Source organism: Streptomyces sp. NPDC052052, assembly GCF_040680455.1.
In the GTDB taxonomy this organism is placed as follows: domain Bacteria; phylum Actinomycetota; class Actinomycetes; order Streptomycetales; family Streptomycetaceae; genus Streptomyces.
In genome coordinates this window covers 30,997-53,645 of record NZ_JBFAWU010000030.1, presented here as the reverse complement: position 1 = coordinate 53,645, position 22,649 = coordinate 30,997, and the positions used below count along the sequence as shown (strand labels likewise).

The window sequence follows — 22,649 nt, the reverse complement described above, 5'->3', positions numbered from 1 at the left end:
TCCCTATTTACCTGGGAAGATCACTGGCAGCAGCGTCGTCAACACTGCCAGCCCCGCGCTGACCGTGCTGCGGTACAACCACGCACCAACCATGACAACGACCCCCACGGCCAGAGGCATGGGCACACGCCACAGATGGACGCCCAAAGCTACTGCCACCATGACTCCAGCCATGACCGCCAGGTTGAATGCCTCGCGCCGACGCGCGGGTTCGACCAGCTCCGCGCTGTCGAGGAGAGCCCCAACGTGCCCTTGGGCATAACGGTCGCTGACCTTGAGCGTGAGGGCTGCAAGCTTCCGAGCCGCTTCCTTCCGGTCAAGGTCGAAGTCGGCGTGAGCGGCTCGCAGAGCTGCAACAACCCCATTCGCATGAGCCCGCAACCCGGGGCGGCGCCGTGACAGTGCCGGCACCGTGCCGCGCATCGACCGGGCACCCCTGATCCGCATGACCGCGAATCGCAGAGACACGGCCTGCAGGTCCGGCCGCATATGTGGCGCGCGGACAGTCTCAGCGCACTCACTGATGAGGTCAGCCCACCGCTGAACCCGTTCGAAGGTCATACTGCGAAGCTCGAACGCGTCTGCCGCCCACACAGCCACACGCCGCGCGGCCAGAAAGCTGGCACCCACCAGCAGCACCCCATGCCCAAAGGACACCCAGCCTTCCCGGCTGCTCAGGGACGCTTTGGGCGGTGGCCCATAAATGGCCTCTTGAACCCAGGCAGGCGTGTACGTCACGACCAGCACCCAGAGCGCTCTTGCCACAACCTTCAATACAAAATAGCCAATTAAAATCAAAACCGCCCACGTCTGCCATTTAGTTTCGTAATGGGCACGCAATGCCACCCGGACCGGCCCGGGGACCGGGCCGATACCCAAGTACTCAACGTCTTCACACAGCTTGCGTATTGCCGCATTTGCCTTACCTCGCTGACGCAGAGCGAGTCGGGTACGGATGGCTCGGAACATGGGACTGAGGATGCCACCGCAAGGCAACTCAAGGGTACAAAATGACGAAATGCCCCCTTCGCTCCGGAATGCCGATGCTCGCGAATCTGGCCGGACGGAGTACACGTACACGACCAAGCAGGTCCCCGCTGGGTAGCTGCAACCGAGAGCAGCCCGATCAGCCGCCATGGAAAGAATCCCACGCCTGCGGATCGCCCGATCGGTTGCGCGAGGAAGCAGTCCTGAGATCTCCGTCAAGAGCCCCGCCTACGCATAGATCAAGCCAACATCGCTGAATGCCGGAAACGTCGCGATCACGGTTGAATGTGGCCCTCACCTGGGAGACCAGGAGTCAGTCCGCTGGACACATCCCGCCATGGCGCGGCCGAACAGGTTTTGACCTCTCGGTGAACCCTGGTTATCCATGTGCCACGTGGGCAGGATGCCTGCTCAAGGGTGGGGCTTCCGGGGGGAGGTGGCGTATGTCCCTGCTGCCATGGAGGGTCACGCCACTGGACGATTCATCCAACAATGGTGTAAATAAGTCCGGTCCCACGGACCCGTTTCCAGGCGTCCCTCTACAAGCAGGCCCAGATAATCTGAGCTATACGGGTAGTCACTGGCCGTGGCGCACTACCTATGCCGAGCGCAACGACGCACCCAGCGCCAACGAGGTGACTCGCCAACTGGCGGGCATCGTGCATGCACGCGTGGACCGAATCGGACAGGCCCGGGATCTGATGGGGCGCTGGCAGGACCGCACTTTGGGGCGGCAGCAGCGGGAGATTCGGCAGCTGCCTGACATCGCCGGCGAGAAACTCGCCAAGTGGGCGGTGGACAACGTACTGAACACACGCACGCGACCAACCCCATCATTCGGATTCGGTCTGGCCCCGGTCCTCACCCACAGCGTCGCAGCGCATCGCCAGCGACGGATACGCGGCCTCCTCCTTGCGGGAGTCGTCGCGCTGATCGCGTTTCGTCACCCGTGGGGAATGGGTGCACTGGTGGCGACGGCGCTCCTGTACCAGTTCGTCGCCGCCGGCCGCTTCAGCTCTTTGCTCCGCTGGGGTGTCAGTTCCTTGGTTCCGATGGTCGTCCTGGCAGCGGGTGTCTTCTTGGCCTGGACACAGCTGAAGTCTCAGTCGTTCCTAATCAAGTCCGTAGCCCAGGAGGCGGTTTCGGCCGGAGTATGGCTGACCCTGCTGATCACAGCCGTATATACCGTGGACGGCTGGGTCGTCCTGGGCTACATGGCGTCCTTGAAACCGTCACGCGAGAGGATCGCACGACGCCCTCGGCTCGCCCCGCGTGCAAGAGCAAGGATCGCCCAATGCGAGAAGGCCGAGCGCTGGCAAAGCACGCCGTACCTGAAGGAAAAGAACGGGGCGCACCGCTTCGTAGGTGCTGGCCTCGACGCCTGGGGCTCAGGCGGACCACGCATTCAGCTCGCGCCCGCCCGTCGAGCATCTGACGGCGAGGCTACCGAGGGCGACAGCGACAGCACTGGGCCCGGCAGCAAGACAGACACTGAAAATGTGGGAGACGGGAACCAAGACGGCATCCGCAAGTTCGAAGCCGATGAGTTGCTCGACAAGGTGCGTGACGAGCTGGAACGGCTCTGCGGTGTCCTCGTCGAGACACACGCCCTGCCCACCTGCGACGTCTTCGAGACTCTCGCCGTGCCACAGTCCCGATGGAAGAGCCTGCCGCGCGTACCCGACCGCCCGAAGAAGGGCTCAGGAGTGGTCAGCCCAGGAAAGACTCAATGGGCGCCCTGGCCGGAAGCGCAGGAGATGATCACCGAAGGAAGACAGGCCCCTTCAGGGCATCTCGCCCGCCGCTACCTGGCCGCCCAAGTCGTCGATTGGGAAGGTCAGATCGTCGTCACGGTATTCGCCCACGCGGCGTTGGAAGGCAAGTCCCTGCACTTCGTCACCCGCCCTCAAGTCCTCGCCCCGCTCAAAAAGGAAGTCCGCGCTGTACCCGCCACGGGCTGGGCGTTGGTCCGCAAGATCCTGCTCGCACCGATCCACGCCCTCGGTGACGCGGTTGCCCTGGCGCACAGGTCGTACGGGATCCTCATCCGCGCACTGAGCAGCCTCATACCCGGCGTACTCGGTCGTGCCATGCGCCAACAAGTGGCAATGGCTCTGGACGAGGCGGCCCGCGATGACGACAGTCCGGTCAGCCTGCGCGAGCACTGCGCGCTCGTTGAGCCGGAGGACATGCACCAGATCGAGGACGCCCGTCGGCACATCTCCATCCTCCAGTCCCGCATGTTCAGCACGGTCAGCGCATTCCTTGACGACCACGGGGTGTTCACCGGCGACTTCAGGCGGCAGGCGGAGCAGTTCGTGACCAAGGTCTTCATCAACGGCGACCACAACCAGGTGAACACCGGCACCGTGCAAGGCAATCAGACGCAGGCGAACCCGGCCGACGACGCGACGGCGAAAGGATGACGATGGGCACCTGGCGAGGGCGACGTGAGGCGAGCGGCGGCATGCACATCACTGGCAGCGGCAACCAGGTCAACACGGGACGGGTCGGCGGAGACCAGCGGCAGGTCCACATCAGAGGCACCGCTCCGGAGACTGCCCACCACCTGGCCGAAGCACAGGCGAGGCTCGACGAGTTGACGGCCGCCTTGGAGGAGTACGCGACGGATCTGAGCAACCCCGATCTCGCCCGCCGCACCGCCGCCCGCATCGGCGAAGAACTGGCGAGCCCGAACCCTGACCAGCGCCGTCTGACGGAGAACCTTGAAGACCTCGGCCTGGCCGTCGGCGCAGTGGCATCCGTGGTGAACATCCTGCAAACGCTGGCAGTCGCGGTAGCCGCGCTGCGTGGCTGAAGGCCCGTCGAGGCAGCGTAACTGGGAGCCGGCTGGGAGCCAACTTGCTGCCCGAGCCCCTTCGAGACCACCCGAGACCACCTCACCCCAACGCTTTGACCAGGCAAAACAGCAAACCGCTCGGTGAAGATCTTGCCCGAACCTCATTCGGGACGAAGAGGTCGTGGGTTCAAATCCCGCCACCCCGACAGAGAAACACCAGGTCAGGGGCCTGATCCGCGAGAGCGGGTCAGGCCCCTGAGTGGTTTCCAGGGGCTCTCGGGAGCGAGCGGGGAGTGGATCATGGAATCCCTCCGTCGCGATCCAGAAGGGGCGGGAGCACTGATCGACATCGAGGTGCGCCTGGGACAGGCCTGGAACCCCGAGATCCGGCCCATGGTGCGCGAGGCCTGCAAGAACTACTCGGTGGGGCAGCCCGTGCATGCATCATGCCCACCTGGAGTGCCGTGATGGCAGACCTGATCGAGAAGATGCGGCGTCTCGCGGAAGATGGCGAACGTCACCCCAGGAAATTGCTCAAGGACGTCGAGTCGGCGCAGGCCAGCCCATCCACCGCGTCGCTGAGGATCAGGGGTAGCGTGCCGCGCCAGCTCTTGACACTGGATGCCGCGTAGATCGCCCTTTCCTTCCTCTCCCATGAGTCGATGTCGGTGCGCTGGATGTCGGCGACGACCTTCTCCTCGAACTCCGGGAGAAGGTCTCCTCAATGTGCCGCTAGTAGTTCTGCATCGTGGATGCCGCAAGGTCCTGCGCTTCGTACCAACGGTTCACGTAGCTGCCGAACGTCTCCTTTCCGGCGTTCGGGTCGCGTGACGTTCCCTTCCACACCTCGACTTCGAGATCATTCGCCGCCTTCGCGGCCTCGTGCTTCGTGGTGAAGCGGATCGTGTTGCCGCTGCTGTCCTCCACCGAGCGGAGGACGCATCCACCATGCCGTCATGTCCTGAAACCGGCACACGGGCAATCTGAGGAAAATCTGGGACCGCTCGGGCACGTACGCACCCCAGCACGGTTCTTGATGGCCTGGTAGCCAGTAATCGAGGTCAGGACACGCGCCACAACCGTGCCGGCACGGGCGGGGAGCACCAGGGAACGGCGGGTACTGACCTGAGCCGAGAACGAGAACGGCCCCTGACCAAAACCACTGGTCAAGGGCCGATGCTCACGAGCGTGGCGACGCCAGGATTCGAACCTGGGAAGGCTGAGCCGGCAGATTCGCTGCCAGCCACACGAGTGGGGTGAGTGAACTTCAAGAGGTGTCAGTGGCGCTTGTTAGGTTCTCAGCGCCCCTCTCGGAGGTCCCCCAGCCTCCCAGAAGTCCAATTTCGCGCGCACTTGACCCTGAGCGGCCTACGCCGTCGCGGTCACTTCGCGTGCCGGGAAACACTCTTGGAGGAGCTTCATGAGCAGCGGTATACGGAGACGCATCCTGGCCCGCACCGCAGGCATCGTCGCGGCAGCAGCCCTGGCGATCGCAGCTACACCACTGACGGGCACCGCACAGGCCCACAGCGCGGTGTCGGGCTCGCTCAACTTCAACGGCGAGCCGGGCGAGCCTATTTCGGGTGGCCAGTCGTACGAGTACACGGCCGATACAGTTCAGCTGTTCGACGCCGGAGGCGGCACTGACGAGAACGGCTTCATCGTTGCGGTAGACGCGACCGAGGGGACGCTCTGGCGTCTCCTCATCTCCGCTCCGGAAGGTCAGAAGTTGACCGCTGGAACCACCTACACGGGGGCCAAGAAGTGGCCCGATATCCAGCCTGGAGACCCCGGGTTGGAATTCGGCGGGATCGACAACGGGACGGAGAAGGCATGTAACACCACCTCTGGCTCCTTCACCATCGAGAACATCGCGTTCGGGCCCTACGGTTACGTGAAGGAACTTGACGCCACCTTCGAGCAGTACTGCGACGGATCCACGGTGCCCTTGCGCGGTGAAGTTCACGCGATCATGCCCGAGCCGCCGGTAGAGCTGGCCATCGGCATGAACCTCGACACCACCGGATCGGTCGACAAAACCGGCACCATCACTGTGGGTGGCGATGTCACCTGTAACAAGCCCGCCCGGTTCGCGCTCAGAGTCAGCGCCTATCAGATCCAGAAGAACGCGACAGCGTCCGGTGTCGCCGGCGAGGACGCCTTCTTCGTCGACTGCACACCAGGAGCCCCGGTGCCGTGGACGGTCTCGTTCCCCAGCAACCTCGAACCCGATGCCACCTTCAAGTCCGGTCCTGCGGTGCTCCGGGCTCGGGGGGAAACGAATGACAGGGACTATCCGGTGACCCAGCGCACTGGGGATCTGAGCAGCGAGATCACTCTCGTGAAGTCCTGATCCACCGCGGGTCCGGCAGGAGCCGGGCCCGCGTCAGTGGACCGTCTCAGCGGGTGAATGTCCCACTGCGTGACAATGCCCACGCGCAGGAGAGAACAAGGGCGGACGCCCGTGGACCATCGCGCCAGGGCCGTGATGCCGTCCTCGATGACGGCATCACGGCCGACGCCGCTTACCGTCTGCTGCCGGCCTGACGGCCCGGCCTCACCTCAGGTGTCGGTCGAAGAACCGGTTTCCGTCCTCCACCTCGAACCACGGGGTGCCGACGTGCCCACCCAGATTGGCGTGCAGCGTCTTCTCCTTGCTGCCGAAGGCGTCGAACAGGTCCAAGGCCCGCTGCCGGGGGTTCCCTTCGTCGTCCCACTGCAGGAGGAACAGCAGCGGAATGGTGATCTGCCGGGCCTCCTCGCGCTGGGCGTGGGGCACGTAACCCCCGGCGAAGAAACCGGCGGCCGCGATGCGCGGCTCGACCGCTGCCAGCCGGATACCGACGGCGTTCCACCCCGAGTACCCGACCGGGCCGCTGATCTCGGGCAGCGAGAGGAGGGCATCCAGGGTGGTCCGCCATTCCGGGACCGCCTTTTCGACCAGCGGGCCGATGAAGGACTCGAAGATCTCATCGACCGGCTCGCCGGCCCGCATCGCCCGGCGGAGGTCGGCGCGAGCCTGCTCGTCGGTGGCGGAACGGGGCCGTTCACCGCACCCGGGGGCGTCGATGGCGGCCACCGCGTAGCCGTACGCCGCGGACTGCCGGGCCCGGGCCACCAGCCGGGGTTCCGCCTTGGGCAGGCCGTTGTTGTGGGCCATCAGGATCAGCGGAGCCGGCACGGATCCAGGTGTCCACAGGGTGCCGGGGATCTGGCCGAGGGTGAATTCGCGTGCGAGGACGCCGTCGTCGAGGCGATGTTCAGAAGTGAATTGCATGGTCGTGCCTTTCGGGAGTGCTCTTGAACGGCACTCCCGGACGACCTATCGCCCGACCGTGACCCCGGAGGGGAGCACCCATGTCGATACTGCGTTCACGGGTACCACCTCCTCGTTCTTTCGCACGGCCGCCGGAAAGGTAGCAGCGGTCGCCGTGGTCCGCCAACGGGTTTTTGCGGAGGCTCTGCGGCCGGATGCCACGGAGCCACTCACCCCACCACAGGCCGAGGTCGTATGAGCTTCAGCAGCCGCCACCGCCGCAGCAGGAGCCACCGTTCGCCTCGGTGGCGGACACCTGGACAAGGGTGCGAGGAGTCGTCGAGGGCTTGATGGCGCGGACGATCGCTGAGTGCATGCCGTCGGCGACGGCGTGGGTCGGGGTGAGCGCGATGTCCGTGAAGCCTGCCGCCGCCAGACCCTCGCGGTACTCGGCGAAGGACAGCGCTCCGGCGATACAGCCGACGTAGTCGCCACGCTCCGCCCGCTGGGCCGGACTGAGTTCGTCATCGGCGACGACGTCCGAGATGCCGATACGGCCGCCGGGAGCCAGGACGCGGAACATCTCGGCGAACACGGACGGCTTGTCCGTCGACAGGTTGATCACGCAGTTGGAGATGACGACGTCGATGGTGTTCGCCGGCAGCGGGATGGCTTCGATGGTGCCCTTGAGGAACTCGACGTTCGTGGCACCGGCCTTCTTCTGGTTGGCCAGGGCGAGGGCGAGCATCTCCTCGGTCATGTCCAGGCCGTACGCCTTGCCGGTGGGGCCGACCCGGCGGGCGGAGAGCAGGACGTCGATGCCGCCACCGGAGCCGAGGTCCAGGACGCGCTCGCCCTCGTGCAGGTCGGCGACGGCGGTGGGATTGCCGCAGCCGAGGGAGGCGGCAACGGCCTCGGCGGGCAGGGCGTCGCGCTCGTCGGGGGCGTACAGAGTGGAGCCGAAGTTGTCGTCGATCTCGATGGCCTGCGGGCCACAACAGGCGGTGCCGCCCTCGGCAACCTGGACGGCGGCGGCCGCGTAGCGCTCGCGGACGGTCTCACGCAGGTCAATGGGCTGGTCGCTCATGGCATGCCTCCAGGACGGGAAGAGCGGATTGATCGGCCTGTTTCGATGTCGCTCGATGCAACCTTGCACCCTGGATCGAAGTGCGTCAACATAGACACATGTCAAAACAAGAGTGGGTGGCACTCGGCCAGGACGAGCGTGGTTGCTGCCCGACCCTGCTCACCGCCCCACTGGGCGAGGACCAGGCCGTCGAGCTGGCCAAGGTCTTCAAGGCGCTCGGCGACCCGGTCCGCCTGCGGCTGCTGTCGATGATCGCCTCGCGTGAGGGCGGCGAGATCTGCGTGTGTGACCTGACGCCCGCGTTCGACCTCTCACAGCCGACGATCTCCCATCACCTCAAGCTGCTGCGGCAGGCGGGCCTGATCGACTGCGAGCGGCGCGGGACATGGGTCTACTACTGGCTGCTGCCGGAGATGACCGACAAGCTCGCCGGCGTCCTGACCCGCCCCGGACGGCCCGCGTCCACGGAGGCGTCCTCGTGAGCGAGGGCACCACCGCACCGGTGGCCGGACGGCTCTCCTTCGTGGACCGCTACCTGGCGGTGTGGATCCTGGCCGCGATGGCCGCTGGACTCGGCCTGGGCCGTCTCGTGCCCAGCCTCGGCGACATGCTGGCCGAGGTCACCGTCACAGGGGTCTCCCTGCCGATCGCGCTCGGCCTGCTGGTGATGATGTACCCGGTGCTGGCCAAGGTCCGTTACGACCGGCTGGACACCGTCACCCGCGACCGCCGCCTGCTACTGCCGTCCCTGCTGCTGAACTGGGTGCTCGGCCCGGCGCTGATGTTCACCCTCGCCTGGATCCTCCTGCCGGACCTGCCGGAGTACCGCACCGGCCTGATCATCGTCGGGCTCGCCCGCTGCATCGCCATGGTCATCATCTGGAACGACCTCGCCTGCGGTGACCGCGAGGCCGCCGCCGTCCTGGTCGCCCTCAACTCCGTATTCCAGGTCCTGGCGTTCAGCCTCCTCGGCTGGTTCTACCTGTCCGTGCTGCCCGGCTGGCTGGGGCTGGAGCAGACCGCGCTGAACGTGTCGGTGTGGGAGATCGCCCGCAGCGTTCTGATCTTCCTCGGCATCCCGCTGCTCGCCGGGTTCCTGACCCGCCGCCTCGGCGAGAAGGCCAAGGGCCGTACCTGGTACGAGACCGAGCTGATCCCGCGCATCGGACCGTTCGCCCTGTACGGGCTGTTGTTCACCATCGTCGTGCTCTTCGCGCTCCAGGGCGATGCCATCACCTCCAAGCCCCTCGACGTGGCCCGCATCGCTCTGCCGTTGCTGGTCTACTTCGCCGTGATGTGGGCCGGATCCATGGCCCTGGGCAGGGCAGTTGGGCTCGACTATCCGAGGGCGACGACACTGGCGTTCACGGCCGCGGGCAACAACTTCGAGCTGGCCATCGCGGTCGCCATCGCCACCTTCGGCGCCACCAGCGGCCAGGCCCTGGCCGGAGTCGTCGGACCGCTCATCGAGGTGCCCGTCCTCATCGGCCTGGTGTACGTGGCGCTCGCCGTGCGCCGCCGCTTCCCCGACTCCCCTGCTCCAGCGCTCTCACCAGCGGCCGAACCGGAAGGCTCCGCCCGTGTCTGACGACGACGCCAAGCCCTCGGTCCTGTTCGTCTGCGTCCACAACGCCGGACGCTCGCAGATGGCCGCCGGTTTCCTCACCCACCTCGCCGGCGACCGCATCGAGGTCCGCTCCGCAGGCTCCCTGCCCGCCGGCCAGGTCAACCCGGCCGCCATCGAGGCTATGCGGGAATTCGGCATCGACATCACCGGCGCGACACCCAAGGTCCTCACCGCCAAGGCCGTCCAGGCATCCGACTACGTCATCACCATGGGCTGCGGCGACGCATGCCCGGTCTTCCCCGGCAAGACGTACCTCGACTGGCAGCTCGAAGACCCCGCGGGCAAGGGCGTCGAGGCCGTCCGCCCGATCCGCGACGCGATCAAGCAGCGGATCGAAGCCTTGATCTCTGAGATTGCGCCTCGGTAGCGAACTCGAGAGTGGGGAGAGCGGCGGCTGGGGAAGGGCCGCCGCCCAGGGCCTGTCCGGGCGATCACGATTCATTCGTGCAGGGTGGGCCGGCCGTGGTGGGATGGCGCCGTGAGCGCCGAGGAAAGCTGGACGAGTTGGCCTGGCCGCGATGCCCCACTGCCACCCAAGTCAACTTCTCTCTCTGTTACTTGTCGGCCCTGTACAGCTCGATGTCTCTGTTGACGAAGAGGTGGACATAGCCGCACTCCCAACAGATCAGCCCGGTGGCGCTCTCGTCGGCCCAGGCCAACTTCATGAACTCCATGCCGGCACTGTTGAGCAGGACTTTCCGCTCTCGGAACAGGTCTCCTTGGCAGACCTGACAGGTGAGCCAGAATTCCCCCACTGCCGCACGTACCGGCTTCGCCATCGAGTGAACGCCCCCGTCCTTGCCGTGTTGACGGAACGAGACTACGTGGCAGCCCGAGCCGCTCACAGCCCGGGGAGTTCCCCATGAAGGCTCCTTGCAAGGGGTGTGCCTCCTGACAGCCGAAGGTGCGGCGGAGGAGCACACGTGCCCTCGCCATGCCCGGTCGAGCGGCAAACAGCGGGAACACCCTGCAGTGGTCGCCCCGCGACTTGCCACTGGGCTGTGCGCGACGCGACCGGCGTCAGAACACGCTCACGCGACGAGCGCAGCCACAGCACCGAGACCGGCCAGCAGGAGCAGGAGGGGACCCAGCGGCCGACCGTGTTCGCGGGGCCTGGCCATCCCGGTGGGCCGCAGTTCCGGATGGTCGCGCAGAGCGGTGACCTCCTCGACCATGCGGACGTACGTCGGCCGGATGCGCAGGCGCCGCTCGGCCGACGGCCAGCCCAGCCCGGTCAGTTGGCAGATCTCCCCACCGGAGAGGCGGACCTCGACACTGCCGTCCTCCGTGTACTCGGCCGCGCGCACCCGCTCCCAGGGCGCGTGCCGCACCTTCCAGGCGCCGGTCAGCCACAGCCCCGTGCTGTCCGCCGTGACCCGCCAGTTGAGCAGCTTGGCCACCAGGTCGACCATCATGAGCAATCCGAGCACCGGGATGACGTCCCAGCCGAATCCATCCGTGATCAGTGACCGGGTGAGACCCCAGACCCCGGCCACGACGCCGACGGCAATCGCCGCGGCGGCTACCCGAGCCGCGACACCAGGGCCCCAGCGCATCGGCTGCTCTGTGGGCTTCAAGGCCGCAGCGGCCCGTTCCCCGCGCTCCTGGTCCCGCAGGTTCACTGCTCCCGGGGATGCCGGGCTCGGGTCCTTGTCCGTCCCCCGCAGATGAACCGCGCCGGCCGTACGTATCACCACCGGATCCCCGTTCTCGCCGGTGGTGGCGAAGACCAGTTCGCCCTCTTCGTACGGGGCGCCGAACATGACGGCTTCCCGCAACTGCCCGTCGAGGACAGGGAATCCCTCGTCGTCGTAGGCGTCGGAGCCATCCGAATCGCCGTCGGACGCCACGTCATCCGCCCCGTCGGGCTCGTCCCGGTCCGGCAATGTGGACAGGCAGTAGCACTCGAACAACGGCGTGCGCCCCTCGTCGTCGTCGGCGGCGTACACCACGGTTACGCCGTCGCGATCGAGGCGTTCCAGCACGCGCAGGACCGGTACCGGGGCACTGCGCAGCGCAGCGGCACGCCGACGGGCCAGGACGCCCACCGCCAGCAGGGAAAGCCCGGGCAGGGTGGCAGCCAGGGCCAGCAGCTGCCAGTCGAAGGCGTCGTACGGCTCGGCGGCCAGGCGCCGCCACGATCCGTCCTCCAGCACGGTCACCGTGCTGCCGATGGCGTAGTCCTCCGGGTAGAACGCGTCGACGGTGAGTCTGCGCGCCTCGTCGGTACGGAGGCGTACCGACTCCTCGCCCCGGCCGATCACCCGCCCGGTGATGTGCTCGGCCCGGTCCGCATGCCGCCCGTCCGCGTGGATGCCGCGCACCCCGAGCGCGACCATGCCTGCGGCCAGAGCGACCAGGATCAGCCCCGCGGCGATCGGGATCGTCCCCCGTACCAGCGGACCGACGGGCTCCGGCAGGAGGTGTCGTGTACCGGCGGCCTGCTCGGCGAGTTGCCGACGCCGGCGCCGTATGCACAGCCGGGCCCGGGCCGCGGCCCAGCCGAACGCCAGGGCTGCGATCACGGCAGAGTTGGCGGCCTTGGGACCCCAGGCGGCGCCCGGCAGTTCCCCCCACGCCACGATGACCGCCAGGGCGGGTGCGGCGATCAGGGCGAGCTCCGGCAGCCTGGCGAACCAGTACAGCAGTCCCAGGGCCAGGCCCGCCTGCACCAGGCTGCCCCACTCCGGACCGCACGGAGCCGCCTCGCTGCACGGCGGAACCGGCTCCACCGCGATCGCCCACACCACGGTGGCGATCAAGGCCAGGACCGACCACATGGGCCGCGCCCAGGATGGAGAGCGCAGCCTCGCCCAGGGCTCGGTATCGACGGACAGCCAGGCAGGCACACCCGGGGGTGCGGATCCCGGCGGTATCGGGACAGGGGTATCGGACACGCGAGGATTATGCGACAACCCGTTGGCGCGGCTGCAGCGCACAAGGTCTGTCCGTCGAGAGCCGTCCTGGGCTCCGGTTGCAAGCAGCTGCACACCGAACCGCACAACGATAGTCGGCGGCGGACGCCAAGGGTCAGTTACGGCAGTCGGGGACCGGACTCGGGCTGTTGAGGCAGTTGTTCGGGGTGTTGCGGATGACCACGCTGGCGCGCAGGGTCACGGTGCCGGCGTCGTTGTAGATGCCGCCGGGGTCCACACCGTCGGCCGAGTTGCCGCTGATGACACTGCCGCTCACGGTGGAGGTTCCGCCCGGGGCGGCGGTCACCTCGTTGGCGAGACCGCCGCCGCCGTTCGGCGCGGTGTTGTTGAGGAGGGTGCTGCCGTTGACCGTCAGCATTCCGGTATTGGCGATGGCACCGCCCACGTTGCCGGCCGTGTTCTCGCTGAAGTGGCTGGATCTGACGGTCGTGTTGCCGTCGCTGGTGAGGGCACCGCCGTTCACTCCGGCCGTGTTGCCGGTGAAGACACTCCTGGTCACCTGCGCCTGGGAGTCACCGAACACGCTGACGCCGCCGCCGAAGTCGGCGCGGTTTTTCGCGATCAGGGTCCTGGCGAGGCTCAGGGAGCCATGGTCGGTGACGACGATGGCACCGCCCTCCCCCTGCCGGATCGAACTGCCCGTGGCGTCGCCGTTGGTGAGGGTGGCCGCCGCCAGGGTCAGGCTGCCGCCGTCGACGGTGAGGATGCGGAAGGTTCCCGGCACACTGGCGATCGTGTCGCCGTTGCCATTGATGACGATCGGCGAAGTGATGGGGGGCAGTTCGGTGTACAGCAGGTAGGTGCAGCGGGGAGCCAGGTTGAGTGTGTCGGACCCGGGGCTGTTGTTGGCGGCGTCGATGGCGCCGTGCAAGGCGGCCTCGCTGCACATCACGGGCAGCGGCGCGGCCGAAGCAGGGGTGGCCAGCGCGATGGGGACGAGCGCGGTGGCGGTGCCCATGCAGAGCACCTGGGCAGTCCGGACAAGGGACTTACGCGTGAGCATGTCACTCCTTCTGAAGCCGCCTGCCGCGAGCGTCCGGCCAACAGGATGGCGCGATGCGGCGCCGCAGTCGGGGGCAGGCGAGAAGTGCCAGAGGTACCACGCGGCATCACATATTTCATTGAGAATCGCGCCTTTTGGCCCTGTATGGTGCACCTTTCGACCGAACAGGGCGTGCCGACCCATCAGCACCCGTACCAATGAGTCGACCCCCGGTCCTCCAACGCCCGCACCACTCGCCGGGAACCGGGCCGAGGTGGCGCGCGTCGCCCCGTCAGTCGTGCGGCGCCTGGCCACTCACCCGGTGGTCGGCATGACTGAGCGCCTCCATGACCAGGCGCCGCAAATGCCCGTCGGCCAGGCGGTAGTAGACGTAGCGGCCCTCGCGACGTGTCTCCACGAGTCCCGCCAGACGCAGCTTCGCCAGGTGCTGGCTGACGGCAGTACGGGACGCCGCACACCGCTCGGCCAGCGAGCCGACGTCCGACTCGTCGAGCGCGAGCAGCCACAGCACGTGCAGCCGCGTCGTATCCGAGAGCAGCGCGAACACCCGGGCCGCCTCGGCGAGGCGGGGGGTGTCGGGTTCCCGCAGATGCGTATGGGGCGCAGCTGGGATGGGCTCGCGTTCGGGCATGCGACCAGCCTAGAGCGGGGCTGGTGACACCGTCCCACCATTCATGTGCACAGGTGCGCACATGATGGGTACAGTGATGAGGTATCGGGCCGAATGATCGCCCCGACGATCGCGATGAACGATCGCCCCGACGACCGCCGTGACGCCTCGCCCTTGCCGCCAGGGAACCCGCCTCATGCTGACCGTCCTGCGCAACCGCACCTACCGGCACCTGTTCACTGCCCAGGTCGTCGCCCTGACCGGCACCGGCCTGGCGACCGTAGCGCTGAGCCTGCTCGCCTACGACCTCGCGGGCGGCGACGCCGGCGAGGTGCTCGGCACCGCGCTGGCGATCAAGATGGTGGCGTACGTTCTCATCGCCCCGGTGATCGGCGCGTTCGCCGACCGGCTGCCGCGCCGCAGCCTGATGGTGGGGGCCGACCTGATCCGTGCGGGAGTCGCGCTGTGTCTGCCCTTCGTCGGACAGGTCTGGCAGGTCTACGTCCTGGTCTTCCTGCTCCAGTCGGCGTCGGCGGCGTTCACCCCGGCCTTCCAGGCCGTCATCCCTGCCGTGCTGCCCAAGGAGCGTGACTACACACAGGCGCTGTCGCTGTCGCGGCTCGCCTACGACCTGGAGAGCCTGTTCAGTCCGGCGCTCGCGGGTCTGATGCTCACCGTGATGACGTACAACTGGCTGTTCACCGGCACCATGCTGGGCTTCGTGGGCTCGGCCGCACTGGTCGTCTCCGCCGCTCTGCCCAAGCCCGCCCCGGCGCCGGCCGGCCGCCCCGGGGGCGTCTACGCGAAGGCCACCGCGGGCAGCCGGCTCTTCTTCCACGTGCCACAGCTGCGCTCCCTGTTGGCCCTGAACCTGGCAGTCGCCGCCGCGAGCGCCATGGTGACCGTGAACTCCGTGGTGTACGCACGAGGCGTGTTCGGCCTGTCGCCCGGGGCGGTGTCGCTCGCGCTCGGCGTCTACGGCGCCGGATCGATGACGGTCGCGCTGCTCCTGCCGCGCGCCCTGGACCGGGTCCCGGACCGGTCCGTGATGCTGGGCGGGGCGCTGCTGCTCGTGGTCGTGTTCGCCGGGGTCGGTGTCATCACGACCGGGCAGGGAGAGAACTGGCGTTGGCCCGCGCTGCTGGTGGCCTGGACGGCGTTCGGTGCCGCGTGCTCGATGGTGCTCACGCCGACCGGGCGGCTGATCCGGCGTTCGGCTCCGCCCGGGGAGCGTACGGCCGCATTCGCCGCGCAGTTCTCGCTGTCGCACTCGTGCTGGCTGCTGACGTATCCCCTGGCGGGCTGGTTGGGCGGTGCGGCCGGGCTCGGCTGGGCCGTGGTCGCGCTGGGCACCATCGCCCTGGCCGCGGCGGTGGGCGCGGTGCGGCTGTGGCCCGCACGCGCCACCACCGCGACCGCCGACGCCGGCACGGTGGTCGAGCACGAGCACAGCGATCTCGCGCCCGACCACCCGCATCTTGTCGGCGCCAGGGCGTCGGGGGCCGGACGGCGGCACAGCCACAAGCTCGCGGCAGACGCACTGCACGCCGTCCACTGACGCCCGTCACCCCATGAGTGAGGGGCGCGAAAGGACCGCCCGTCCGAGGGCGAAGGGGAGCCCTGCGAACGGGCGGGGTGAGCAGTCGGTACGGCGGCCACCACGAGCGAACCGAAGGGCAGCGGCACAGCGCTGTCGGGGCTGGTCACGCGCTGCCGCTCCGTCGCCGCACGCCCCACCGACCATGCACCCACCGTAGTCGATCGCACACGGAAAGCCACTCAGGGACTCGTGCACCTCTCTCCGGGAGAGTGAACGCCGGGAACACCGGGAACGCCATGCGGCACCCGCCACACCGGCGCACCCCCGGAGTGCGACTCACACCCCGATGACCTTGGCCGCGAAGCCCTCCAGGTTGCCCGACATGCGCGCCAGACGCTCGTCCAGCGTCAGGGACTCCTCGTACCGTCCGGAACGCAGCTTCGGCTGCCGCTTGCCGCGTACATACAGGGGGCAGGCGAGGTCCGCGCAGACATAGACACCGACCGTGTCGCCCTCGCGGCCCCGGGCGCCCGCCAGAGGGGCGGCCAGGAGCGTGACCCCGGAGGAGGCGTGGCCGGTCAGGCAGATCTGACACATGCTGGACTTCACGGCGCTGGTGCGCTTCACCGCAGGTACGCGCAGAGAGATCCCCAGTGGTCCCTGCGCCGCCGGCATCACGAGATGTGCCCGCAGCGGGGCTCCCGGATCCACCCAGCCCAGGAAGTCCAGGTCCTCCCAGGGCAGTTCGGCGAAGTCGAGCGGCAGTTTGAGCCGCGCCGCCTCCCCCTTGGTGCAGTTCACGAAAGAGGAGCGGATCTGTTTCTCACTGAGCGGTTCCACGGGCGCCAACCCTACGTCCGGGTCGGTCGGCCCCACACCTCATTAATGTGCACGATCCGCACCGCGACATCCATGTGCGCGATCCGGGCCGCGCCCCCGGTCGGCCGACGGCGACCGGCCGTTACCCAGCGGCAGTACAAGCGCACTCGGCACCTACATCCCGAAATGCACCTTTCGTACTCCTATGCGAATCTGACAGTGACCCATCGTCCGAGATCCGTCACAGGAGGCACGATCGTGGGCAAGAAGCAGAGTCGACAGAACCGAGGTGCCCGCACCGGCGGCCACGAACGCAGCGCTGCTCCGGAGACGAAGGAACAGACGCAGCAGACGACCCACCAGGACCCGGTGCGCGCGATCTCGGAGCAGGTCTCCCATCGGAAGCAGCGGAGGTTCGGTCACAACTGACCCTCGCGGCTCTACGAGAACCACCCCGCCCCCGTGGCGGCACCCCGACACCGGGGATCGCCACCACGGGGGCGGTTTTTTGTGCCCTGCGCCGGAGCGGCAGACGGACGACGTCGGCAGGCGCAGGCTCCTCGCAGACCGGCGGAGACGGACGACATTCAGGCCCGCGGACACTTGAGGACGCTCCCCCTCCTTCGACCGCGCCGAGCGCGCGCCCACCCGGCCGCACCGGCCACCAGGTCCCGTTGATCTCGTCGACCCCACGGCCCTGCCGGCATCATCACCCTTAGTGATCTTCTCGACCCCATCGTTCCCGTTCATCCCGCGAAAGCGGTGGACGGGGCCGGTGGGGTCGACGCCGTCCGCCCCCAACTCACTTCATGCCGACGGCCGCACGCGGTGGCGGTGCGCCGTCACGCGAACCCATGGTTCCGGATGGAAATCAGGGCCCTCCGAGGGGTTTATCTACGCGCGGAGCTGTGGAGCCACCATGATCATTAGGGCAAATCAGACCACTTCTTGTTCAGGTATTACCGGCGAGTACCAAACACTGCTAAAAACGTGGCGCTCCATCAACCCCCCATCCATCCCCCACCCTTCGGAGGACTGGCACCCATGTCAGTACGGAGATTCTGGGCGTCCGCATCCACTCTGGCCCTCGCCGCCGTTGCTGCCTTCGGCATCGTCCAGCCGGCCTCGGCAGCCACCACCGTCAAGTACGTCGCTCTCGGTGACTCGTACTCATCCGGCGTCGGCGCCGGAAGTTACACCTCCGAAAGCGGGGACTGCCGCCGCAGCACCAAGTCCTACCCCTACCTGTGGGCGGCCGCGAACTCACCGTCCTCCTTCTCCTTCGTCGCCTGTTCCGGCGCCACGACGAGCACGGTCATCAGCGGCCAGTTGAGCGCGCTGAGCTCGACCACCACCCTCGTCAGCGTCACCGCGGGCGGCAACGACGTCGGTTTCGCCGATGTCATGCAGGACTGCGTGCTGTCCGGCGAGTCCACCTGTCTGAGCAGCGTGAGCAGCGCGGTGTCCCAGGTGAAGAACTCCCTTCCGTCCCGCTTGACTTCGCTCTACTCCTCGATCAAGTCCAAGGCCCCGCAGGCCAAGGTCGTGGTGCTGGGCTACCCCCGCTTCTACCAGCTGGACGGCACCTGCATAGCCGGGCTCACGGAGAATGAGCGGGCGGCGATCAACAACGCGTCCGACACCCTGAACAGCGTCATCTCCAAGCAGGCGACCAGCGCCGGGTTCACGTTCTCCAGCGTGGCGGGCAAGTTCACCGGACATGAGCTGTGCTCCGGCGACGCGTGGCTCCACAGCGTGACGCTGCCGGTCTACAACTCGTACCACCCCAAGGCCGCCGGATACTCGGGCGGTTACCTTCCGGCCTTCCGCTCGGCCGTGTAGGACGCGGACGACGGAGGCGCCAAGGCGCGGCGGGCCGCCGGGAGTTCTTCCGGCCGCCCGTCGCGCTTTGCTTACGGTCCGGGCAAGGGGCTGACGTCGCAGCTCCCGGGCCGATGTCCGCGCCCCAGGTGGGGCCGCGCGAGTCGTGGTCACGGAGGAGGCCCGGACCCCGCCACCGGCATCGGGGACTGGGCGCACCTTCGGTCAGGAGTCGGCCGGCCGCGAGGCCTTGACCGAGTACATCAGCGGGATGCGCGGGCGGTCGGAGGGAAAGCGGTAGTAGCCGTCGCCGTGCCGCTCCAGCGACGAGAAGCGGGCGACGACCGAGACGTCGTGCTCGTGCAGGAACTCGATCCGCAGCCCGGCGGCAGCCAGCGCCGACACCACCTCGCCGACCGGATGCTGCCATTCGACGCTGCGGTTGTGGACGGTCGGTGCGTCGAGGTCCGCGTACGTGCCCGGCGTCTCGTCCACCCACGCGTCACGGCTGAAGTAGTCGTGTACGACCTGCGCGCCGGCCGAGTCGTCGAGGCAGTCCGTGAGGGGATGGAGCTCGGCGAGGTAGAGGAAGCCGCCGGGCGCCACGAGGGAGGCCGCGATCTCGGCCCAACGCCGTAGGTCGGGCAGCCAGTTGAGCGCGCCGATGCCGGTGTAGACGATGTCGTACGACGCGTCCGGTACAACCTGTGCGGCGTCATGGACATCGGCGACGACGAACGCCGCCCGGTCCTGGGTGAATTTCAGCTCGCGGGCCAGGCCGCGCGCGGTCTCCACGGCCGGTTCGGAGAAGTCCAGACCGACCACGTGTGCGGCGCCGTGTCTGGCCCAGGAGAGGGTGTCGACCCCGATGTGACACTGCAGATGCAGCAGCGACCGGCCCGTGACGTCGCCGACCTCGGCGAGTTCGAAGTCGCGCAGGGCATCCTTGCCCGCGCGGAAGGCAGCCAGGTCGTAGTAGTCGCTCCCGGCGTGGATGGGGACCCGCTCGTCCCAGCGCGCACGGTTGGCCTCGTACCAGTCGTCAGGGGTCGGTGCGTACATGCCCGGGAGGTTATCCACAGGCTGCGGACGAGGCGAACGGTTTTCGGCGGCGCGACGCAGAATGGAGGACATGACTGAGATCACTGGCTCGGCGGCCTCCTCCGCACCGGCGACCGCACCCGCTTCGGCGACCGCTCCGGTGCCGGCGCCCCCGTCCGTTCCGCCGACCGCTTCCATGCCCGAGTGGGAGCAGCGTTTTCGGGCCCCTCGGGTGTCGTTGCCCGACTGGGCGGAGGATGCGCCGGACCGCGCCCTGTTCGTCTCCAACGCCACGGGGACGTACGAGCTGTACGCATGGGACCGCGCGACCGGCGAGCAGCGCCAGGTGACCGACCGTCCGAACGGGACGACGGACGGCGTGCTGACCCCGGACGGCGAGTCGATCTGGTGGTTCAACGACACCGATGGGGACGAGTTCGGTGTGTGGATGCGCAGGCCGTTCCACGGCGGCGGGGCCGGGGACGCGGTGGACGAGCCGGCGGCACCCGGTCTGGACGCCTCGTACCCGGCCGGTCTCGCGATCGGGCGGGACGGCACGGCCGTGGTCGGCCGTTCGACCGACGAGGACGGCACGACGATCCATGTCGTGCGCCCCGGGGCCGCGCCCGTCGAGATCTACCGCCACCGCGAGTCCGCGGGCGTGGGCGACCTGTCGTACGACGGGACGCTGATCGCCCTGGAGCACACCGAACACGGCGACGCGATGCACTCCGCAGTGCGCGTGGTGCGACCCGACGGGTCGACGGTCGCCGAACTGGACGACACCGAGGGCGGCACGAAGGAGCTGGGCCTGTCCGTGCTGGGCTTCGCCCCCGTCGCCGGGGACACCCGGCTGCTGGTCGGGCATCAGCGGCGGGGCCGCTGGGAGCCGATGATCTGGGATCCGATGACGGGCACGGAGACGGACCTCGCGATCGACCTGCCCGGTGATGTGGGCGCCGAGTGGTATCCGGACGCCTCCGCGCTGCTGATCGCGCACGGCTTCGAGGCCCGTAGCGACCTGTGGCGGTTCGAACCGGGATCGGGTGGTGCTCCGCTCCGGGTGGAGACCCCTGCCGGTTCGGTCTCGGGTGCCACGGCCCGGCCGGACGGCACGGTGGAATACCTGTGGTCGTCGGCCGAGCATCCGCCCGTCATCCGGTCGACCTCGGGCGCGGTGGTGCTCGATCCGCCCGGTAGGAAGGCCCCGGCGTCCGTGCCGGTGGAGGACGTGTGGGTGGACGGGCCCGGCGGCCGTGTCCACGCCCTCGTCCAGCGCCCCGCCGCCCCGGCCGAGGGGCCGTTCCCCACCGTCTTCGAGATCCATGGCGGCCCGACCTGGCACGACAGCGATGCCTTCGCCTCCGGCCCCGCCGCCTGGGTCGACCACGGTTACGCGGTCGTCCGGGTCAACTACCGCGGCTCCACCGGATACGGCCGCGCCTGGACGGACGCGCTCAAGCACCGGGTCGGCCTGATCGAGCTGGAGGACATCGCCGCGGTGCGGGAGTGGGCGGTGACGTCCGGGCTCGCCGACCCGGCGAAGCTGGTCCTGGCCGGTGGCTCCTGGGGCGGCTACCTGACCCTGCTCGGTCTCGGTACGCAGCCGGACGACTGGGCCGTGGGCCTGGCGGCGGTCCCGGTCGCCGACTACGTCACCGCGTATCACGACGAGATGGAGGACCTGAAGGCGCTGGACCGCACACTGCTGGGCGGCACGCCGGAGGAGGTTCCCGAGCGGTTCGAGGCCTCCTCCCCGCTGACGTACGTCGACGCCGTCCGGGCGCCGGTCCACATCTCGGCGGGCGTCAACGACCCCCGCTGCCCGATCCGGCAGGTCGAGAACTACGTGGACCGGCTGAAGAGCCGTGCCGCGGTGCACGAGGTGTACCGATATGACGCGGGACACGGTTCACTCGTCGTGGAGGAGCGGATCAAGCAGTTCCGGCTGGAGCTCGACTTCGCTCAGCGCCACCTGGCCACGGTCGCCGCCCCCGCTGCCCCGTCCGGCGCGTCCAGTCCCTCCGGCGCGTCCGGTCCCTCCGGCGACTGAGCCCGAAGCGCTGCCCGGCGGGCGGTTCCGGCCGACGAATCGCCCCCCGCTCCGGGCCACCGGAGCGGGGGACCGTACCGTGGAGGTGTGTACCGGTTCCTGCTGACCCCGCGATGGTGGGGGATCAACCTGTTCGTCGTGCTGGCCATCCCGTTCTGCATTTTCATGGGCACCTGGCAGCTCGGCCGCTTCGAGGACCGCGTGCAGACGCACGAGGCCGCCGAGAATCGGCCCGATCCGGGCACGCAAACCGCCAAGCCGCTCGACGACCTCCTGCCCGTCGACACGGAGACCTCCGGCCGTCCCGCCACGGCCACCGGCCGTTACGCCGATCAGCTTCTGGTGCCCGACCGGAAACTGGACGACAAGACCGGCTTCTACGTCCTGAACATGCTCCGTACGGACAGCGGCAAGGCCCTGCCGGTGGTGCGCGGCTGGCTGCCGGGCAAACCCGGCAGCACCACCGTGCCCGCCGCACCGACCGGCGAGGTCACGGTGACCGGCGCCCTTCAGGCCTCCGAGAACGCCGAGACCACGGGCGTCCACGCGGCGGGCGGGCTGCCGGAGGGCCAGCTCGGCATGATCAGTGCCGCCACCCTGGTCAACCTCGTCCCGTACGACGTCTACGACGCATGGGTGACGCTTGAGGACACCGGCTCCGACAGCACGCTGCGCCCCGTACCGGCTGCCGCGGCGCAGGGCACCGGGCTCGACCTGAAGGCCTTCCAGAACCTCGGCTACACCGGCGAGTGGTTCGTCTTCGCCGGGTTCGTGCTCTTCATGTGGTTCCGGCTGATCCGGCGCGAGGCCGAAGCAGCGCGCGACCTGGCGCTGGGCCTCGCCGCGGACACGGACACCGGTGCGGGTGCGGGTGCGGGCACCGGCGCACGTGCGGACACCAGCACGGACGAGAACGCGGACACCGGTGCGGGTGCGGGCGCGGACACCGGTGCGGGTGCGGGCGCGGACGAGAACGCGCATGCCGGTCGTCCCGGCTCCGGCGTGACCGCCGACAGCGTCTGAGTCGGCCCGTCGGCCTGGCACGGCCCGTGGGTGAGACAGCCCGTAT

General features: G+C 68.4%; 20 protein-coding genes and 1 pseudogene. 12 read left to right on the top strand and 9 right to left on the bottom strand.

What is annotated here, in order from left to right; translation table 11 throughout:
- Positions 1 to 3: 3 nt before the first annotated feature.
- Positions 4 to 969 carry a hypothetical protein gene (locus AB0L71_RS29280; RefSeq protein ID WP_365248523.1) on the bottom strand — a complete coding sequence of 322 codons (966 nt, stop codon included), beginning with the start codon at positions 967 to 969 and terminating at the stop codon, positions 4 to 6.
- Positions 970 to 1,430: 461 nt separating this feature from the next.
- On the opposite strand from AB0L71_RS29280, the gene AB0L71_RS29275 reads away from it, so the two are divergent.
- From AB0L71_RS29275 to AB0L71_RS29265, 3 genes are all read left to right on the top strand, one after another.
- Positions 1,431 to 3,413 carry a hypothetical protein gene (locus tag AB0L71_RS29275; protein WP_365248521.1) on the top strand — a complete coding sequence of 661 codons (1,983 nt, stop codon included), beginning with the start codon at positions 1,431 to 1,433 and terminating at the stop codon, positions 3,411 to 3,413.
- Positions 3,410 to 3,805: a hypothetical protein gene (locus AB0L71_RS29270; protein WP_365248519.1), complete on the top strand. Its 396-nt coding sequence runs from the start codon at positions 3,410 to 3,412 to the stop codon at positions 3,803 to 3,805. Before AB0L71_RS29275 ends, AB0L71_RS29270 begins: the two co-directional genes overlap by 4 nt.
- A gap of 282 nt (positions 3,806 to 4,087) precedes the next feature.
- Positions 4,088 to 4,255 (top strand): hypothetical protein, encoded by a 168-nt coding sequence (locus AB0L71_RS29265; RefSeq protein WP_365248517.1) that lies wholly within the window; start codon positions 4,088 to 4,090, stop codon positions 4,253 to 4,255.
- 79 nt (positions 4,256 to 4,334) lie between these two features.
- Here the strand turns inward: AB0L71_RS29265 and AB0L71_RS29260 are convergent.
- A pseudogene (locus AB0L71_RS29260) lies at positions 4,335 to 4,717 on the bottom strand (LacI family transcriptional regulator); the annotation flags it as partial.
- A 490-nt stretch (positions 4,718 to 5,207) separates the two neighbouring features.
- Between AB0L71_RS29260 and AB0L71_RS29255 the strand changes: the two are divergent.
- Positions 5,208 to 6,140: a hypothetical protein gene (locus AB0L71_RS29255; protein WP_365248515.1), complete on the top strand. Its 933-nt coding sequence runs from the start codon at positions 5,208 to 5,210 to the stop codon at positions 6,138 to 6,140.
- 204 nt (positions 6,141 to 6,344) lie between these two features.
- Here AB0L71_RS29255 and AB0L71_RS29250 read toward each other — a convergent pair whose 3' ends face one another.
- Both AB0L71_RS29250 and arsM read right to left on the bottom strand, forming a co-directional pair.
- Positions 6,345 to 7,064, bottom strand: coding sequence for an alpha/beta hydrolase (locus tag AB0L71_RS29250; RefSeq protein ID WP_365248513.1), 720 nt, complete (start codon positions 7,062 to 7,064; stop codon positions 6,345 to 6,347).
- Positions 7,065 to 7,305: 241 nt separating this feature from the next.
- Positions 7,306 to 8,130, bottom strand: a complete 825-nt coding sequence (gene arsM, locus AB0L71_RS29245; protein ID WP_365248511.1) for an arsenite methyltransferase — start codon at positions 8,128 to 8,130, stop codon at positions 7,306 to 7,308.
- Between the two features lie 98 nt (positions 8,131 to 8,228).
- Here arsM and AB0L71_RS29240 point away from each other — a divergent pair, with 98 nt between their 5' ends.
- From AB0L71_RS29240 to AB0L71_RS29230, 3 genes are read left to right on the top strand one after another with little or no spacing between them, the layout of a single operon-like run.
- Positions 8,229 to 8,612 carry a metalloregulator ArsR/SmtB family transcription factor gene (locus AB0L71_RS29240; protein ID WP_365248509.1) on the top strand — a complete coding sequence of 128 codons (384 nt, stop codon included), beginning with the start codon at positions 8,229 to 8,231 and terminating at the stop codon, positions 8,610 to 8,612.
- On the top strand, positions 8,609 to 9,718 hold the full coding sequence (arsB, locus tag AB0L71_RS29235; protein WP_365248507.1) for an ACR3 family arsenite efflux transporter: 1,110 nt from the start codon (positions 8,609 to 8,611) through the stop codon (positions 9,716 to 9,718). The genes AB0L71_RS29240 and arsB overlap by 4 nt, the downstream gene beginning before the upstream one ends.
- Positions 9,711 to 10,124: an arsenate reductase ArsC gene (locus tag AB0L71_RS29230; protein ID WP_365248505.1), complete on the top strand. Its 414-nt coding sequence runs from the start codon at positions 9,711 to 9,713 to the stop codon at positions 10,122 to 10,124. Before arsB ends, AB0L71_RS29230 begins: the two co-directional genes overlap by 8 nt.
- A gap of 664 nt (positions 10,125 to 10,788) precedes the next feature.
- Here the strand turns inward: AB0L71_RS29230 and AB0L71_RS29225 are convergent.
- The 3 genes from AB0L71_RS29225 to AB0L71_RS29215 form a co-directional block, all read right to left on the bottom strand.
- The gene (locus tag AB0L71_RS29225) at positions 10,789 to 12,654 is read right to left on the bottom strand and encodes a hypothetical protein (RefSeq protein WP_365248503.1); all 1,866 of its coding nucleotides are present in this window, start codon (positions 12,652 to 12,654) and stop codon (positions 10,789 to 10,791) included.
- Positions 12,655 to 12,787: 133 nt separating this feature from the next.
- Positions 12,788 to 13,696, bottom strand: a complete 909-nt coding sequence (locus tag AB0L71_RS29220; RefSeq protein ID WP_365248501.1) for a right-handed parallel beta-helix repeat-containing protein — start codon at positions 13,694 to 13,696, stop codon at positions 12,788 to 12,790.
- 271 nt (positions 13,697 to 13,967) lie between these two features.
- The gene (locus AB0L71_RS29215; protein ID WP_365248499.1) at positions 13,968 to 14,327 is read right to left on the bottom strand and encodes a metalloregulator ArsR/SmtB family transcription factor; all 360 of its coding nucleotides are present in this window, start codon (positions 14,325 to 14,327) and stop codon (positions 13,968 to 13,970) included.
- Positions 14,328 to 14,502: 175 nt separating this feature from the next.
- Here AB0L71_RS29215 and AB0L71_RS29210 point away from each other — a divergent pair, with 175 nt between their 5' ends.
- Positions 14,503 to 15,864 (top strand): MFS transporter, encoded by a 1,362-nt coding sequence (locus tag AB0L71_RS29210; protein WP_365248497.1) that lies wholly within the window; start codon positions 14,503 to 14,505, stop codon positions 15,862 to 15,864.
- 318 nt (positions 15,865 to 16,182) lie between these two features.
- On the opposite strand, the gene AB0L71_RS29205 is transcribed toward AB0L71_RS29210, so the two are convergent.
- Complete coding sequence (locus AB0L71_RS29205; RefSeq protein WP_365248495.1) at positions 16,183 to 16,686, bottom strand: FBP domain-containing protein; 504 nt, start codon at positions 16,684 to 16,686, stop codon at positions 16,183 to 16,185.
- Positions 16,687 to 16,923: 237 nt separating this feature from the next.
- Between AB0L71_RS29205 and AB0L71_RS29200 the strand changes: the two genes are divergently transcribed.
- Positions 16,924 to 17,094 (top strand): hypothetical protein, encoded by a 171-nt coding sequence (locus tag AB0L71_RS29200; RefSeq protein ID WP_365248493.1) that lies wholly within the window; start codon positions 16,924 to 16,926, stop codon positions 17,092 to 17,094.
- 615 nt (positions 17,095 to 17,709) lie between these two features.
- Complete coding sequence (locus AB0L71_RS29195; protein WP_365248491.1) at positions 17,710 to 18,507, top strand: SGNH/GDSL hydrolase family protein; 798 nt, start codon at positions 17,710 to 17,712, stop codon at positions 18,505 to 18,507.
- A 204-nt stretch (positions 18,508 to 18,711) separates the two neighbouring features.
- Here the strand turns inward: AB0L71_RS29195 and AB0L71_RS29190 are convergent, their stop codons facing one another.
- The gene (locus AB0L71_RS29190) at positions 18,712 to 19,548 is read right to left on the bottom strand and encodes a methyltransferase domain-containing protein (protein WP_365248489.1); all 837 of its coding nucleotides are present in this window, start codon (positions 19,546 to 19,548) and stop codon (positions 18,712 to 18,714) included.
- A 175-nt stretch (positions 19,549 to 19,723) separates the two neighbouring features.
- Between AB0L71_RS29190 and AB0L71_RS29185 the strand changes: the two genes are divergently transcribed.
- Both AB0L71_RS29185 and AB0L71_RS29180 read left to right on the top strand, forming a co-directional pair.
- On the top strand, positions 19,724 to 21,580 hold the full coding sequence (locus tag AB0L71_RS29185; RefSeq protein WP_365248576.1) for a prolyl oligopeptidase family serine peptidase: 1,857 nt from the start codon (positions 19,724 to 19,726) through the stop codon (positions 21,578 to 21,580).
- 87 nt (positions 21,581 to 21,667) lie between these two features.
- Positions 21,668 to 22,603 carry an SURF1 family protein gene (locus AB0L71_RS29180; protein ID WP_365248487.1) on the top strand — a complete coding sequence of 312 codons (936 nt, stop codon included), beginning with the start codon at positions 21,668 to 21,670 and terminating at the stop codon, positions 22,601 to 22,603.
- Positions 22,604 to 22,649 lie beyond the last annotated feature (46 nt).